The sequence below is a fragment of the Edwardsiella hoshinae NBRC 105699 = ATCC 33379 genome (assembly GCF_000474215.1).
GTDB lineage: Bacteria > Pseudomonadota > Gammaproteobacteria > Enterobacterales > Enterobacteriaceae > Edwardsiella > Edwardsiella hoshinae.
Genome location: NZ_BAUC01000003.1, coordinates 1 through 13,952, shown reverse-complemented (window position 1 = coordinate 13,952; position 13,952 = coordinate 1). Strand labels below are relative to the sequence as shown.

At 61.3% G+C, this 13,952-nt stretch carries 17 protein-coding genes and 1 riboswitch; of the genes, 13 read left to right on the top strand and 4 right to left on the bottom strand.

Annotation, left to right across the window (positions count from 1 at the left end):
* The first annotated feature begins 14 nt into the window (after positions 1-14).
* Complete coding sequence (locus EHO01S_RS18785) at positions 15-218, top strand: integrase core domain-containing protein (RefSeq protein WP_071990982.1); 204 nt, start codon at positions 15-17, stop codon at positions 216-218.
* 43 nt (positions 219-261) lie between these two features.
* On the opposite strand, the gene EHO01S_RS00910 is transcribed toward EHO01S_RS18785, so the two are convergent.
* Complete coding sequence (locus tag EHO01S_RS00910; RefSeq protein ID WP_081702220.1) at positions 262-1,128, bottom strand: GHMP family kinase ATP-binding protein; 867 nt, start codon at positions 1,126-1,128, stop codon at positions 262-264.
* Between the two features lie 410 nt (positions 1,129-1,538).
* A riboswitch (cobalamin riboswitch) is annotated at positions 1,539-1,715 on the top strand.
* Between the two features lie 97 nt (positions 1,716-1,812).
* On the opposite strand from EHO01S_RS00910, the gene EHO01S_RS00905 reads away from it, so the two are divergent.
* The 12 genes from EHO01S_RS00905 to EHO01S_RS00850 are packed head-to-tail and all read left to right on the top strand — an operon-like array spanning position 1,813 to position 11,934.
* Positions 1,813-3,192 (top strand): cobyrinic acid a,c-diamide synthase CobB, encoded by a 1,380-nt coding sequence (locus tag EHO01S_RS00905; RefSeq protein WP_024522188.1) that lies wholly within the window; start codon positions 1,813-1,815, stop codon positions 3,190-3,192.
* Entirely contained in the window at positions 3,189-4,148 is a 960-nt protein-coding gene (cbiB, locus tag EHO01S_RS00900; RefSeq protein WP_024522187.1) for an adenosylcobinamide-phosphate synthase CbiB, read from the top strand. The genes EHO01S_RS00905 and cbiB overlap by 4 nt, the downstream gene beginning before the upstream one ends.
* Positions 4,149-4,158: 10 nt before the next feature.
* Positions 4,159-4,797, top strand: coding sequence for a cobalt-precorrin-8 methylmutase (locus EHO01S_RS00895; protein ID WP_024522186.1), 639 nt, complete (start codon positions 4,159-4,161; stop codon positions 4,795-4,797).
* Positions 4,794-5,933: a cobalt-precorrin-5B (C(1))-methyltransferase CbiD gene (cbiD, locus tag EHO01S_RS00890; RefSeq protein ID WP_024522185.1), complete on the top strand. Its 1,140-nt coding sequence runs from the start codon at positions 4,794-4,796 to the stop codon at positions 5,931-5,933. Before EHO01S_RS00895 ends, cbiD begins: the two co-directional genes overlap by 4 nt.
* Positions 5,927-6,532 carry a cobalt-precorrin-7 (C(5))-methyltransferase gene (locus EHO01S_RS00885; protein ID WP_024522184.1) on the top strand — a complete coding sequence of 202 codons (606 nt, stop codon included), beginning with the start codon at positions 5,927-5,929 and terminating at the stop codon, positions 6,530-6,532. The genes cbiD and EHO01S_RS00885 overlap by 7 nt, the downstream gene beginning before the upstream one ends.
* Positions 6,522-7,079: a decarboxylating cobalt-precorrin-6B (C(15))-methyltransferase gene (locus EHO01S_RS17320; RefSeq protein WP_035370153.1), complete on the top strand. Its 558-nt coding sequence runs from the start codon at positions 6,522-6,524 to the stop codon at positions 7,077-7,079. Before EHO01S_RS00885 ends, EHO01S_RS17320 begins: the two co-directional genes overlap by 11 nt.
* 4 nt (positions 7,080-7,083) lie before the next feature.
* Entirely contained in the window at positions 7,084-7,857 is a 774-nt protein-coding gene (locus tag EHO01S_RS00875) for a cobalt-precorrin-4 methyltransferase (protein ID WP_024522183.1), read from the top strand.
* Positions 7,838-8,893, top strand: a complete 1,056-nt coding sequence (gene cbiG / locus EHO01S_RS00870) for a cobalt-precorrin 5A hydrolase (RefSeq protein WP_024522182.1) — start codon at positions 7,838-7,840, stop codon at positions 8,891-8,893. Before EHO01S_RS00875 ends, cbiG begins: the two co-directional genes overlap by 20 nt.
* Positions 8,893-9,618: a precorrin-3B C(17)-methyltransferase gene (locus EHO01S_RS00865; protein ID WP_024522181.1), complete on the top strand. Its 726-nt coding sequence runs from the start codon at positions 8,893-8,895 to the stop codon at positions 9,616-9,618. Before cbiG ends, EHO01S_RS00865 begins: the two co-directional genes overlap by 1 nt.
* Positions 9,615-10,400 carry a cobalt-precorrin-6A reductase gene (locus tag EHO01S_RS00860; protein WP_024522180.1) on the top strand — a complete coding sequence of 262 codons (786 nt, stop codon included), beginning with the start codon at positions 9,615-9,617 and terminating at the stop codon, positions 10,398-10,400. Before EHO01S_RS00865 ends, EHO01S_RS00860 begins: the two co-directional genes overlap by 4 nt.
* An 11-nt stretch (positions 10,401-10,411) precedes the next feature.
* A complete protein-coding gene (gene cbiK, locus EHO01S_RS00855; RefSeq protein ID WP_024522179.1) occupies positions 10,412-11,206 on the top strand; it encodes a sirohydrochlorin cobaltochelatase in 795 nt (264 codons plus the stop codon).
* A complete protein-coding gene (locus tag EHO01S_RS00850) occupies positions 11,203-11,934 on the top strand; it encodes a cobalt-factor II C(20)-methyltransferase (protein WP_024522178.1) in 732 nt (243 codons plus the stop codon). The genes cbiK and EHO01S_RS00850 overlap by 4 nt, the downstream gene beginning before the upstream one ends.
* 112 nt (positions 11,935-12,046) lie before the next feature.
* Here the strand turns inward: EHO01S_RS00850 and EHO01S_RS00845 are convergent, their stop codons facing one another.
* From EHO01S_RS00845 to EHO01S_RS19190, 3 genes are all read right to left on the bottom strand, one after another.
* The gene (locus EHO01S_RS00845; protein WP_024522177.1) at positions 12,047-12,451 is read right to left on the bottom strand and encodes a PPC domain-containing protein; all 405 of its coding nucleotides are present in this window, start codon (positions 12,449-12,451) and stop codon (positions 12,047-12,049) included.
* Positions 12,452-12,640: 189 nt separating this feature from the next.
* Complete coding sequence (locus tag EHO01S_RS00840; protein ID WP_024522176.1) at positions 12,641-13,558, bottom strand: ATP-grasp fold amidoligase family protein; 918 nt, start codon at positions 13,556-13,558, stop codon at positions 12,641-12,643.
* Between the two features lie 206 nt (positions 13,559-13,764).
* Positions 13,765-13,952: hypothetical protein (locus EHO01S_RS19190; protein ID WP_035370152.1), on the bottom strand; the 188-nt coding region annotated here is incomplete at its 5' end.

The following is a 13,952-nucleotide window of genomic DNA, read 5'->3' as shown; positions in this document are numbered from 1 at the left end:
CGTTGTTAAGGCGCATGAAGCTTACACGGGTCGCGTCATTTAATGGTGATTTTTGCGATGAGTGCCTGAATGTTCACCGGTACCTGTCACGGGAAGATGCGCGGGAAAAGATCGCGCCGAGGCAACAGGAATGTAACCGACGCAGATGTCACCCATCGTTAACTAACCCGCTACGCAGGCGTTTATCTAACGTCAGCCAAAAGGCCCGGCATCTCTGATGCAACCCGGCCCAACGCCTGGGGGAGGTCATCTTGTCGAGCCTTACATTAAGTTGACGCCGCCGCTGATCAGTTTGAGCAGGTGCTGCGTAGGCCAGTGGCGGGTTAACCCGTGTTGCGCGAGGTGGTGCTTCAGCGCATCGACATCATGTCGGCGCTGATCCAGCAGCAAACCGACGACGCTGCCGCTGTGCGCCACGTTGACGCCATACAGGCCGTACTTCTCTACCATGGCCAGCAGCGCGGGAAACCCCGCCTTTGGTAACAGCCGCTGGCTGGCGATGGCGCTGAGGGTGGTCGCCTCGCCTAGGCGGTAAGGATCGTGGCGCTGGCAGGCCTCTCGCAGCCGCTGCCAGGCGCGTTGCAGCGCCGCCGCCTCCGCCACTAACGCCTTTTGGCGCGCGCGGCGATGGTAGTCCGCTGTACGTAAGGTTAGCGGGCTTTCGAGCAGCAACACATCCACTTCGGGCGCGCTGCCGCAGGCGATCTGGGTGGAGGCATCGTTATGATCGAACAGGGTCAGCTGGCGAAACAGGGTGCTGTCGGTCGGCTCCAGCGCCACGCACAGTGCGGCCAGCGTCGGCTCGTCCAACTGCCGCCCCAGATGTTGTGCGGTCGCCACGGCGGTGGCGGCGATATCCGCCGTGCTGCTGGCCATCCCCTTGGCCAAGGGGATGGTTGAGTGGATAGTGAGGCGTAATGCCCGGCTCATCTGCGCCGGGTAGCCCCAGTGGTGCAGTAGGCGCTCGATCATCGCCCGGGCGAGCGGGCGCTCCTGCGCTAGCGGCGTGCCGTCGCACACTTCGACCGTGCTGTACCAGGCGATGGGGCAGGAGACCAACTTCTCACCACCTAAAATCCAGCCCTGGATGAGCTCTCCGCATGATGCGGGACACTGGGCAACTGCCACCGATTTATCCTCTTTTGCTCTCTTTTGCCGCATAGTGTCATGCTAATTGATGGATTGCTATATTTTTTAATGTGTTACGACTGGATGGCGCGGTAGACGCAGCGGGATCTCCGCAGGCGACGGCGCAGGGGAACAACAACAGAAATAGGTCACGATATTGTAGACAAGATTAGTGTAATAAATTGATTCAAAACTATAAATAATAAAATCCCACCCAAATGCAGAGACCATCAGCACATAATGATATTTTTATGCTAAATTGCGTCGGTTTTTATCGATGTGATGGGATACAGTATATCCGAGAATCTATTGGCGCATGCATTGCGCACTGAATGAACGTATAGCGCACCGCCTCGACCAAAAGTGCGTCGTACCCGGTTTCGCGACTGTGCCGTGGCGCCAGGCCGCTAAGAATAAAGAGACCGACAGGTTTTGCCATCGTGTATGGCAGGGAAGGGGGTGAGAATCCCCCGCAGCCCCCGCTGCTGTGATGCTGACGACCCCGTGAACACCACTGATCGCAAGATTGGGAAGGCCGGGCGAGGAGGACGCTAAGCCAGAAGACCGGCCTGTCGGTGACGATCAACAACTTCGGTGGGAAGTGGGTTGCTCAGATGCATCGCGTCACCGAACGGGGCTGGCGAGCATCGATACATCCCTACCACCCTGAATAGGATCAGGGTCATGACGGCAAAGCCGTACGCGTTTGTTCTGGCCGGCACCGGCAGCGGTTGTGGTAAGACCACGCTGACGCTGGGACTGCTGAAGGTATTGCAGCAGCGTGGATTACGCGTGCAGCCGTACAAAGTGGGGCCGGATTATCTCGATACCGGCTGGCACACGGCGGTTTGCGGGGTTGCCTCCCGCAATCTCGACAGCTTTATGCTACCCGCCCCGACGCTGAATGCGTTATTCAACGCGCAGATGCAGCAGGCCGATGTCGCCGTCATCGAAGGGGTGATGGGACTGTATGACGGCTATGGCACCGATCCTGCTTATTGCAGTACGGCGGCGATGGCCAAGCAGCTCGGCTGCCCGGTGATCCTGCTGGTGGACGGTAAGGCGGTGTCCACCTCCATCGCCGCGACGGTCATGGGGTTTCAGCACTTTGACCCGAGCCTGAATATCGCCGGGGTGATCGTCAATCGGGTCAACAGCGCGGCGCATTTTGCGCTGCTCAAGACGGCGATCGAGCACTATTGCGCCCTTCCGGTGCTCGGCCATGTGCCCAGCGTCGAGGGGATCTCCCTGCCGGAGCGTCACCTGGGACTGGTGACCGCGCGCGAATCGTTGGTGACGGCGCAACCCTGGCGCGATTTCGCCGCTACGCTCGAACAGACGCTCGATATCGATCGGCTACTGGCCCTCTGCTCGCTGACGTCGTTACCGCCGGGCGTCTGGCCGGATTTGCCTCCTGCCGACGCCGGCCGCGGGTTGCGGCTGGCCATAGCCGAAGATGAGGCGTTCAACTTCTATTATCCGGACAATATCCAACTGCTCGCCCGCTGCGGCGTCGAGATCGTGTCTTTTAGCCCATTGCATGATGCCCAGTTGCCCGATTGTCAGATGGTCTGGCTGGGCGGCGGCTATCCGGAGCTGTACGCCAAGGCGTTGGCGGCCAACGAGACGATGCTGGACAGCCTGCGCCAGGCGCAGCGGCGTGGTGTGGCGATCTATGGCGAATGCGGCGGGTTGATGTATCTCGGCAGTACCTTAGAGGATGCACAGGGCGAGACGCATCGCATGGCTAATATTATTCCCGGTCACAGTAAAATGGGGAAGCGGCTCACCCGCTTTGGCTACTGCGAGGCGCAGGCGTGCCAGGCGACGCTGCTGGCGGCGCCCGGCGAGGTGCTGCGCGGTCACGAGTTTCACTATTCCGATTTTACCCCACAGACCCCGGCGCTCCTGGCGTGCCGCAAGGTGTGCGATGGTCAAACACGTCAGACCTGGTCGGGGGGCTGGCAGGTGGGCAGTGCCTTTGCCAGTTATCTGCACCTCCACTTCGCCCAGCGTCCGCGGATGCTGATGCATTGGCTGGCGGCGGCTAGGAGGGCGCAATGACGTTGTTAGCCTGGTGTGTCGCCTGGCTGCTCGACAGCCTGATTGGCGATCCGCCGCATTGGCCGCATCCGGTACGCTGGATAGGCCGACTGATTGACGTGGTGCAGCGCCAGGTGCGGCGCTACTGCCATAGCGACCGGGCGCTGCGTATCGGCGGTGGGGTGATGTGGCTGTTGGTGGTGGGCGTGACCTGGGGCGTGGCTTGGGGAGGATTAGCGCTGGCGCGGGCCATCCATCCTTGGTTGGGCTGGCTCGTCGAGGTGTGGATGATCTTTACCGTGCTGGCGGGGCGTTGCCTGGCGCAGGCCGCGCGCGCGGTGGCGTTGCCGCTACAGGCGGGGCGGCTCCAGGAGAGCCAGGAGAAACTGGCCTGGATCGTGGGGCGTGACACCCGCCAGCTGCAACCCGCGCAGATCAACCGTGCGGTGGTCGAGACCGTCGCAGAAAATACCGTGGATGGCGTTATCGCGCCGCTGTTCTTCCTGTTGCTGGGCGGCGCCCCGTTGGCGATGGCCTATAAGGCGGTCAATACCCTCGACTCGATGGTGGGTTACAAGCAGGAAAAATACCGGGCGATCGGTATGGTCAGCGCCCGCATGGACGATGTGGCGAATGCCATCCCGGCGCGGCTAAGCTGGTTGCTGCTGAGTGTCGCGGCGGGCTTGTGCCGCGCCGATTTCAGCCGCGCGCTGCGCATTGGCTGGCGCGATCGTTATCAACACAGCAGCCCCAATTGCGCCTGGTCGGAGGCGACAGTGGCCGGTGCGTTGGGTATTCGTCTCGGCGGGCCTAACGATTACTTTGGCGAGCGGGTCGAGAAGCCCTGGATCGGTGACGCGCTGCGCCCGATCGCCGTCGCTGATATTTCCCGCACGATCCGATTGATGTGGGTCGCCTCCACGCTGGCGCTGCTGCTGTTTATCGCCGCGCGCTGGTTGCTGGTCGGCGCGGCCTGAGGAGCACACCATGCATTACATCCAGCAACCCCAGGCGATCGAAAGCAAGAGCTTCGCCATTATCGATACGATCATCCGCGAGACGCGGCCGGATTATCGCTTCGCCAGCCCACTGCATGAAGCGATCATCAAGCGGGTTATCCATACCACCGCCGATTTCGACTGGCTGGATATGCTCTGGTTTTCCCCGGATGCGTTGGCGCGCCTCACGGCAGCGTTGAGCCGTCCTTCTATTCTTTATACCGACACCAGCATGGCGCTCGCTGGCATCAATAAGCCGCTGTTGGCCCGCTTCGGCGGCGAGTGCCGCTGCTATATCCGTGATGCCCGGGTGATGGCGCAGGCACAGGCACAGGGGATCACCCGCTCCATGGCGGCGGTGGATGTCGCGCTGGCGGAGACAGCGGCCGAGGCGCGGGTGTTCGTCTTCGGTAACGCGCCGACGGCGTTGTTTCGTCTGTTAGAGCTGGGCGCACCGGTCAGCGGTGTGATCGGGGTGCCGGTGGGATTCGTCGGGGCGGCGGAGTCGAAGGCGGCGCTGACGCGCAGTGCGCTGCCGGCCATCGCCGCACTCGGACGTAAAGGCGGTAGCAATGTGGCGGCGGCGATCGTCAACGCCATCCTTTATCACTTGCGGGAGGCGCAATGAGCGACCCGACCTTTACGGCCCCGGTATGGCACCACGGTAAGGCGTTGCGTAAGGGCTATACTACCGGCTCCTGTGCGACGGCGGCGGCCAAGGTCGCCGCGTTGATGGCATTGCGCCAGCATCTGATCCACCAGGTGTCCATCGTGACGCCGAGCGGCGTCACCCTGACGCTGAATGTCGAGTCCCCGCATATCGAGGGACAACAAGCCGTCGCCGCCATTCGTAAGGATGGTGGCGACGACGTCGACGCGACGCACGGCATGCTGATTTTTGCGCGGGTGACGCTCGACGGCAGCGGCGAGATCCACCTGCGTGGTGGCCAGGGGATTGGAACCGTAACGCGCCCCGGGGTGGGGCTGCCGGTCGGCAGCGCGGCGATCAATCACACTCCGCGCCAGACCATTGAGGCCGCGGTACGCGAGGCGATCGGGCCGGCGCGCGGAGCCGAGGTCGAAATTTTTGCTCCCGAAGGCGAGGCCCGTGCGCAGCAGACCTATAACGCCCGGCTCGGTATCCTGGGCGGCATCTCGATCATCGGCACCACCGGCATTGTGACGCCGATGTCGGAAGAGAGCTGGAAACGTGCCTTGGCGCTGGAGTTAGAGGTGAAGCGCGCCGCCGGGCTGGAGCGAGTGGTGCTGGTGCCCGGCAATCACGGCGCGCGCTTCGCCGGCGAGCAGTTGGGGATCGACGCCGACAGCGTGGTCACCATGAGTAACTTTGTCGGCTATATGATCGATGAGGCGGTGCGCTTGGGCTTTCGCCACATCGTGCTGGTCGGCCATCCCGGCAAACTGAGTAAGATCGCCGCCGGGATCTTCCACACCCACAGTCACATCGCCGATGCCCGTATGGAGACGCTGGTCGCCCATCTGGCGCTGCTCGGCGCCCCGCTGGCGCTGTTGAAATTGGTCAGTGAGTGTGACACCACCGAGGCCGCGTTGGCGCCGATCGCAACTTACGGTTTTCAGTCTCTGTTTGATCATCTCGCCGAGCGCATCTGTCAGCGTGTCCAGGAGCGGTTGCGCTTCACCCGCCAGCCGCCGGTCTGTGACGCTATCCTGTTTTCCTTCGATAATCAGGTGTTGGGCAGCAACCGCCCCGTCGCGGCGATCGCCGAGGCGCTGCAATGTTGACGGTGGTGGGGATGGGGCCGGCGGGCGGGCAACTGTTGACGCCAGCGGCGCGCGCGGCGATCGACGGCGCCGAGATCCTGGTGGGCGGGCGCCGTCACCTGCAACAGTTTGCGGAGTTTGGCGGGACGACCTTTACCTTGGGGGCCAACATCCCCGAGTTGCTGCGCTGGCTCGAGGCGCAACAGGAGAAGCGGGTGGTGATCCTGGCTTCGGGCGACCCGCTATTTTATGGCATCGGTACGCGACTGTTGGCGCATTTTGGCCGCGAGCGGGTATGCATCATTCCCGGCATTAGCGCGGTGCAGTACCTGTGCGCCCGGGCGGGAATCGATATGAACGAGATGTGGCTCACCAGTAGCCATGGACGGCCAGTCGACTTTGATGCGCTGGTGCGCCATAGCAAGGTGGCGCTGGTGACGGATGCGCGCTGCGGTCCACGTGAGATCGCCGCGCAGTTGGTGGCGCGTGGAAAAGGGCGGCGTTGGATGGTGGTGGGAGAAAACCTGGCAATGGACAACGAACGTATTCACTGGCTGCGCGCCAGCGAGGTCGATGGCGAATATGACATGAATAGCGTGGTGATCCTTGATGAAAGATGAGCGATTCTTACGCGGTGAGAACGTGCCGATGACCAAGGAGGCGGTACGCGCCTTCGTCCTGGCCAAGCTTGAGCTGCATCACGCCCGCCACCTGATCGATGTCGGCGCCGGCACCGGGAGTGTGTCGATCGAGGCGGCGCTACAATGCCCTAGCTTACAGGTGACGGCGATTGAACGAGAGCCCGCGGCGTTACGCCTGCTGGCCGAAAACCGGCAGCATTTCGCGTGCGCTAATCTGACGATCCGGGCGGGCGAGGCGCCACTGCCTGGGGTCGAACAAGCCGATGCCGTGTTTATCGGCGGCAGCGGTGGCCGCCTGACGGCGCTGATCGACTGGTCTTTAGTGCAGCTTCATCCTGGCGGCCGCTTGGTGCTGACCTTTATCTTGCAGGAGAGTCTGCATGAGGCGTTGGACTATCTGCGGCACTGTGGCGTCGCGGCGCTCGACTGCGTACAGATGCAGGTTGCCACCCTCAGCGCGCTCGGTCGTGGCCACTACTTCAAAGCACATAATCCGGTTTTTGTCCTCGCCTGTCACAAGGAGTAACAGCATGTCTGAGCGTTTCGATCCGCGGTGTGTGTGGTTTGTCGGTGCCGGGCCAGGCGACCGCGAACTGATCACCCTCAAGGGTTACCGCCTGTTGCAGCAGGCGCAGTTGGTCATCTACGCGGGCTCGCTGATCAATCCGGCACTGTTGGAGTATTGCCCACCCGAGGCCGAGCGCCACGATAGCGCGACGCTGCATCTGACGCAGATCCTCGATCTGATGGAGGCGGGGGTGAGGGCCGGCAAGACCGTGGTACGCCTACAAACCGGCGATGTCTCGCTCTATGGCTCGGTGCGTGAGCAGGGGGAGGAGTTAACGAAACGCGGCATCGCCTGGCAGGTGGTGCCGGGCGTCAGCGCTTTCCTCGGCGCGGCGGCCGAACTCGGCGTGGAGTATACCGTGCCGCAACTCTCCCAGAGCCTGATCATCACCCGGCTCGCCGGGCGGACGCCGGTACCGGAGGGCGAGCGGTTGGAGGCGCTGGCCAGCCACCGTACCTCGATGGCGATCTACCTGTCGGTTCAACGCATTCAGCGGGTGGTCGAACGGTTGATCGCCGGCGGCTACCCGCCTCAGACGCCGGTGGCGGTGCTGTATAAGGCGACCTGGCCGGACAGCCAGTGTGTGCGCGGCACCTTGGGGGATATCGCCGAGCAGGTCAAGACCGCCGGGATCCGCAAGACGGCGCTGATCCTGGTCGGAGATTTCCTGGGCGCTGAGTATCACTATTCCCGGCTTTATGCGGCGGACTTCAGCCATGAATATCGCCAAGCCTGAGTCCATCGCCTTATTTTGTCTCACCCCTGGTGGCGTGGCACTGGCGCAGCGGTTGGCGGCGCAGTTGCCGCTCACCTGCTTTACCAGCGATGCACTGTTAGTCCCGGGATTTCTGCCGTGCGAGGGGGGCTTTGCTCAGGCGGCGCGCGCGGCTTTCGCCCACTATTCGGCGCTGATCTTCATCGGTGCGACCGGCATCGTGGTGCGGGTATTGGCCCCCTGCCTACAAGACAAGTTATGCGATCCGGCGGTACTGGTGATCGACGAGCGTGGTCAGCATGTCATTAGCCTACTCTCCGGTCATGCCGGCGGCGCGAACGCGCTGACGCGTCATCTGGCAGGGCTACTGGAGGCCGATCCGGTGATCACCACCGCCACGGATGTCAACGGCATGGCGGCGCTGGACATGCTGGCCATCCAGTTGCAGGCCCGGATGCCCGATTTTCGCTCGGCGGTGAAACGCGTCAACCAGATGTTGGTGAGCCAGCGACGGGTGGGGCTGTGGGGGGACGGTCACTGCGCACTGGCGCTCAGCCAGTGCGATCTGCGCGGTTTTATCCGCGTGGACGATCTGCAACGGTTACCGCCCCTGGACGGGCTGATCTGCGTCACCCTGCGTGACTCGCTGCCGCCTCTGGCGCTACCGCATTGGAAACTGGTGCCGCAGCGCGTGGTGGCCGGTATCGGTTGTCGACGCGGCACACCGTTTGCCTTGTTGGCGGCGCTGTTGGCGCGCCAGTTGGCGGCACTGCACCTCGATCCGCTGGCGCTGAAGGCGATTGGCAGTGTCGAACAGAAGCGGGATGAGGCGGGACTATGGCAACTGGCCGACCATTGGCAGGTGCCGTTTACCCTCTTCAGCGCCGACGCGTTGCGTGCCCATGAGCATCGTTTTCCCGCTTCGGCTTTCGTTCGCCGTACGGTAGGGGTCGGCAGTGTCTCGGCGCCGGCCGCCTGGCTGCTGAGTCAGGGGCACATATTGGGCGATACCCTGCGAGCGCAGGGCGTCACTATCACGTTGGGAGTCACACACTGATGTTAACGGTAATCGGTATCGGCCCGGGTTCACAGGCTATGATGACCCAGGAGGCCATCGAGGCGTTACAGGCGGCGGAGATCGTCGTCGGTTACAAGACCTACACCCACCTGGTGAAGGCTTTTACCGGTGATAAGCCGGTGATCAAGACCGGGATGTGCAAGGAGATCGAGCGCTGTCAGACGGCGATCGATCTGGCGCAAGCGGGGCATCGCGTCGCGTTGATCAGCAGCGGTGACGCGGGGATCTACGGCATGGCGGGGCTAGTGCTCGAACTGGTCGGCAAACAACACCTCGATCTGGAGGTGCGCCTCATTCCCGGCATGACCGCCAGCATTGCCGCCGCCTCCTTGCTTGGCGCGCCGTTGATGCATGACTTCTGCCATATCAGTCTTAGCGATCTGTTGACCCCGTGGCCGGTGATCGAAAAACGCATTATCGCCGCCGGCGAAGCGGACTTCGTCATCTGCTTCTATAACCCGCGCAGTCGGGGACGAGAGGGGCATCTGGCGCGGGCGTTTGCGCTACTCGCCGCCAGCAAGCCGCCACAGACCCCGGTCGGGGTGGTGAAGTCCGCTGGACGCAAGAAACAGGCGAAGTGGCTGACCACCCTGGAGGAGATGGACTTTGCCCCGGTGGACATGACCAGTCTGGTGATCGTCGGCAATCAGGCGACCTATGTGCAGGACGGCTTGATGATCACGCCGCGGGGATACGCGCTGTGAGCGTGGGCGAGGTGTTGGTTATCGGCGGCACTCGTGATGCGCGAGCGTTATGCCAGCAACTGGACGCGGCCGGCGTGCGCTATACCCTGTCGGTGGCGACGCCGACGGGGGCGGCGCTGGCCGGTGAGATCCTCGGCCAGGTGCGTTGTGGCCGGATGGAGCGCGCGCAGATGGTCGCGTGGCTACGCGCGAACGGCACTCGCTGGGTGATCGACGCCTCACATCCCTACGCCGAACTGGTGAGCCGTAACATCAGCGCGGCCTGCCAGACCTTGGGTGTGACGTTGAGCCGGTACCAGCGTCGGTCACAACTCAGTGAACTGACCCACCCGTTACTTTACCGTGCGGCGGATATCGCGACGGCCTGCGAGCTGGTGCGGCCGTTGGGGGAGCGCGTGTTGCTGACCACCGGCAGCAAGGATCTGGCGCATTGGTGCGCCGGATTACCGGAGAAAACCTTACTGGCTCGGGTGTTACCGCTGCCTGAGGTGCTGGCGCACTGTGCTGCCCTCGGCCTCGGCGTCGGACAGATCTTCGCGCTGTGTGGGCCCTTCGATGCGGCGTTTAATGCCGCGTTCTATCGTCACTGCCGCGCCGATGTGGTGATCACCAAGGACTCCGGCGCGGAGGGGGGCTATCGGGAGAAGGTCGAGCCCTGCCTCGCGGCCGGCATTCCTTGCATCGTTATTCGGCGCCCGGCCACGTTAGTGACGGGCGCGGAGTTATTGGACAGTCCGGCTGCTTTTCAACGGCGTTTAGCGCGCTGGTTGGCCGACAATTAAAGGAGTAGCAGATGAAAAAGGCGCTTCTGGTGGTGAGTTTTGGCACCAGCTATCACGAGACTGGCGAAAAGAACATTGTGGCTTGCGAGCGCGCGCTGGCGGCCAGTTGCCCCGAGCGGGATCAGTTCCGGGCCTTTACCTCTGGAATGATCATTCGCAAGCTGCGTGAGCGCGACGGGATACGGATCGATACCCCGTTGCAGGCCCTGCAACGACTGGCGGCGCTGGGCTACCAAGATGTGGCGATTCAGTCACTGCACATCATCAATGGCGATGAGTACCAGAAGATCGTCCGCGAGGCCCAGATGATGCGCCCGTCGTTCGCGCGCCTTACCCTGGGCGGGCCGTTACTGAGTCACCATGCGGACTACCAACAGCTGATGCAGGCGTTGCGCCAGCAGATGCCGGCGCTGACGGCACGCGAGCGGGTGGTGTTTATGGGCCACGGCGCCAGTCATCACGCCTTCGCCGCCTATGCCTGCCTCGATCACATGATGATGGCGCAGGGCTTTCCCGGACGGGTCGGCGCGCTAGAGAGTTACCCGGAGGTCGAGGTGCTGATCACCAGCTTACGCCGCGAAGGTGTCGACGCGGTGCATCTGATGCCGCTGATGCTGGTCGCCGGCGATCATGCGCTCAACGATATGGCCTCCGATGAGGCGGACTCCTGGAAAATGCGCTTCAACGCCGCGGGGATCTCGGCGACGCCGTGGCTGAACGGCTTGGGTGAGAATCCGGCTGTGCGGGCGATGTTTGTCGCGCACTTGCAGCAGGCACTGGATGGCAGCATGGAGGCGGCGGCGTGACGGGAAAACTGTATGCCCTGAGTACGGGGCCGGGGGCCGCCGATCTGGTCACCGTGCGCGCCGCGCGTCTTCTCGCTACGCTGGATGTGCTCTACGCCCCGGCGGGACGGCGCGGCGGCGATAGCCTGGCGCTCGCTATTGTGCGGGAGTATATCGCGCCGCAGACCGAGATCCGCTGTTGCCACTTTCCGATGAGCGCCGACAATGCGGAAAAGACGGCGGTATGGGATGCGATCGCCACCGAGCTTACCCAGGCGGTCGCTGCGGGTAAGCGCGTCGGTTTTATCACGCTCGGCGACGCTATGTTGTTCAGCACCTGGGTCTTCCTGCTCCAGCGCATCGGTCATCCCGAATGGCTGGAGATTGTGCCCGGCGTGACCGCGTTCGCCGCCATCGCTGCGCGCGCACAAACGCCGTTGGCGATGGAGCAGCAGTCGTTGGCGGTGATCGCCTGCACCGCGCCGGAGGCGGAGATCGTCCAGGCGTTACAGCGGCATGATAGCGTGGTGCTGATGAAGGTCTATGGCCGCTTTGCCCGCATTAAGGCGTTACTGGCGCAGGCTGGGCTGTTGGGTTGCGCGTTGATGATGAGCGAGGCCACGCTCCCCGGCGAACGTTGCTGGCGTCAGTTGGATGAGGTCGACGATGAACAGCCACTCGCTTACTTTTCTACCATCTTGGTCAACAAGCGGTGGCGGCGGACGCCAGGCGACGAAGTTGTCTGCTGAGGCGGATGCCGTGTAACGGGCGAGTGGCGTCCGAACGGCACAGGCGCGCCCCTCTGTCGGCCAGGGGGCCCAAGGTCGTAGATATCTGTCCAGCGGGCGAGTGGTGTGGCGGCTAGCGGTCGATTTGCAGTTCAAAACGGTAAGGCTTCACCTTGTGGCGCCGCGCCTCCGCACGGCTTTGTAAGATACGAAGCTGATATTTCCCACTGGCGGGTAAGGTGTAACGCCCTTGGCTATCCAACGCTGGCGAGTATTTTCCTAAGTCAATCGCATCGTCGATGCCCGGGCCGAATAGCATGGCATCGACCGTCTCTTTGTCCAGGGTGAGACGCAGGCGTTGCCCCTGGTTGGCACGGAAGACATAGCTATCGTAATCATATCCTGTAATGCTACCGCTATAGTGTGCGTGGTCATGCCCCTTGGGAAATTCGACGTTGATCTGCTTGCCGGCAGCGGTGGCAGTGATGCTGAGCGTGGAAAGCAATAAGGTGAGGGCGGCGCGGGTTGTCCTGTTCATAGGCGTTCTCTTCTCCTATCGGTTAGACGCCGATTTTAGCCTAACTTCGGCGCGTGACTTAATCGGATTTTTCTTGTAACTAACTGGATTTTAGTCGTTTTATTCCTTTTTTGGGCAGAGTAAACCCTGGGCCGCCACGGCACATCCCCATCTACCGGGCGACCTCATCTAGCGAACTTTGCGCTTGGCCTAGGGGTGGATCTGTTGCTGCCATGCCGCCCCGAAACGGTAGTCAAATTCAGCGGGGAAGAAGCGCATCCGTCCGGCGTAGGGCGTAAAGGTGAACTCGCTAAAGTAAATCTCGTCGCCGACTAAGAACCAATCCATCCGGCAATAATCGAAGTCGGCGGTCAGCTGGCGTGAGAGAGCCAGCATTTCGTCGAGCTTGGCGGGCTTACTGATACGCGGATCGAGATTGTTAGGGTAATGGGTTTGGCGATAGCCGACACGGACATCTTGGCGTTGCCAGTTTTCATCATAAATATTGACCGATTCCCGGCCCCGGCTATCACTGAAATCCACTTCGATGAATTTAGGCTGGCCCGCGAAGCAATGCACCCGAAATAGCTCTGGAGTAATGTCTTGCTCGCCCTGGGCAAAGACATCCAAATATTTTTCACAGAGAATTCTCGCTGTTATATTCTTATAGTGCCTTTCGCGAGTGGTTACATACATATTTCGCGATAAGTAAAAGTTTATTTTTTCCCGTGCGCTGGCAATATCGAACCGGGCCTTATCGGTGCATACGATGGCACTGGCGCTATCGTGCGAACATTTAATCACGAATTTCTGCGGCAGAGTATTAAAATCGATATGATCGAAGGATGAATAAACGCCTAGGGTTGCTACCACATACTTTTCACCGATCTGTTGACGCACGAATTCACGGGCGTTGATCTTGTCGGCCAGCTCTGTAAAGCGTTGGTTTCTATCAAAGAGCATACGAAATATGATTTTTTCATTAAACGTTTGCGGCGGTGAGAGTTGCAGTTCTCGACCGAAGTCATCATAAAAACGTTTGGCTTTGAATCGTCTGTCGCTTTGCAACCAGGCGCGTAATACCTTTAGACGATATTCGCCCCTTTTTAACAGCCATTTATTCGTCATGGCAAATCTTCCCTTGTCTAAAATCATGCCGTAGAGCTTTATTGGTATTTGGCCTATGTGTAATTGTGTGACTTATCTTGGCGGATAAATCATACCTATTTCTTTGCCTCGAAGAATAAATGTTAAGTAAACGGCAGAGGGCTTCATGATAATTTCTGCTTTGAATTATAACGTCAGTTACGGTGTGTGGCGGCTCGCCCTATTCGTTAGACGCGATGTACAGAAATTTCATTCATCGGGTTAGCGACGGCGAGTTGCCATTCGAACTGATAATACTGTGCGGAGCGGTTTTCCCTGGCGTGAGCGGCCAGCGGCCTTTGCGTGAGGTACGCCAAGCCAGCGGCTGGCGCGAGGATTGCTTGCTGCACCCAGGCCTGGGGGGACGTCGGGCGTG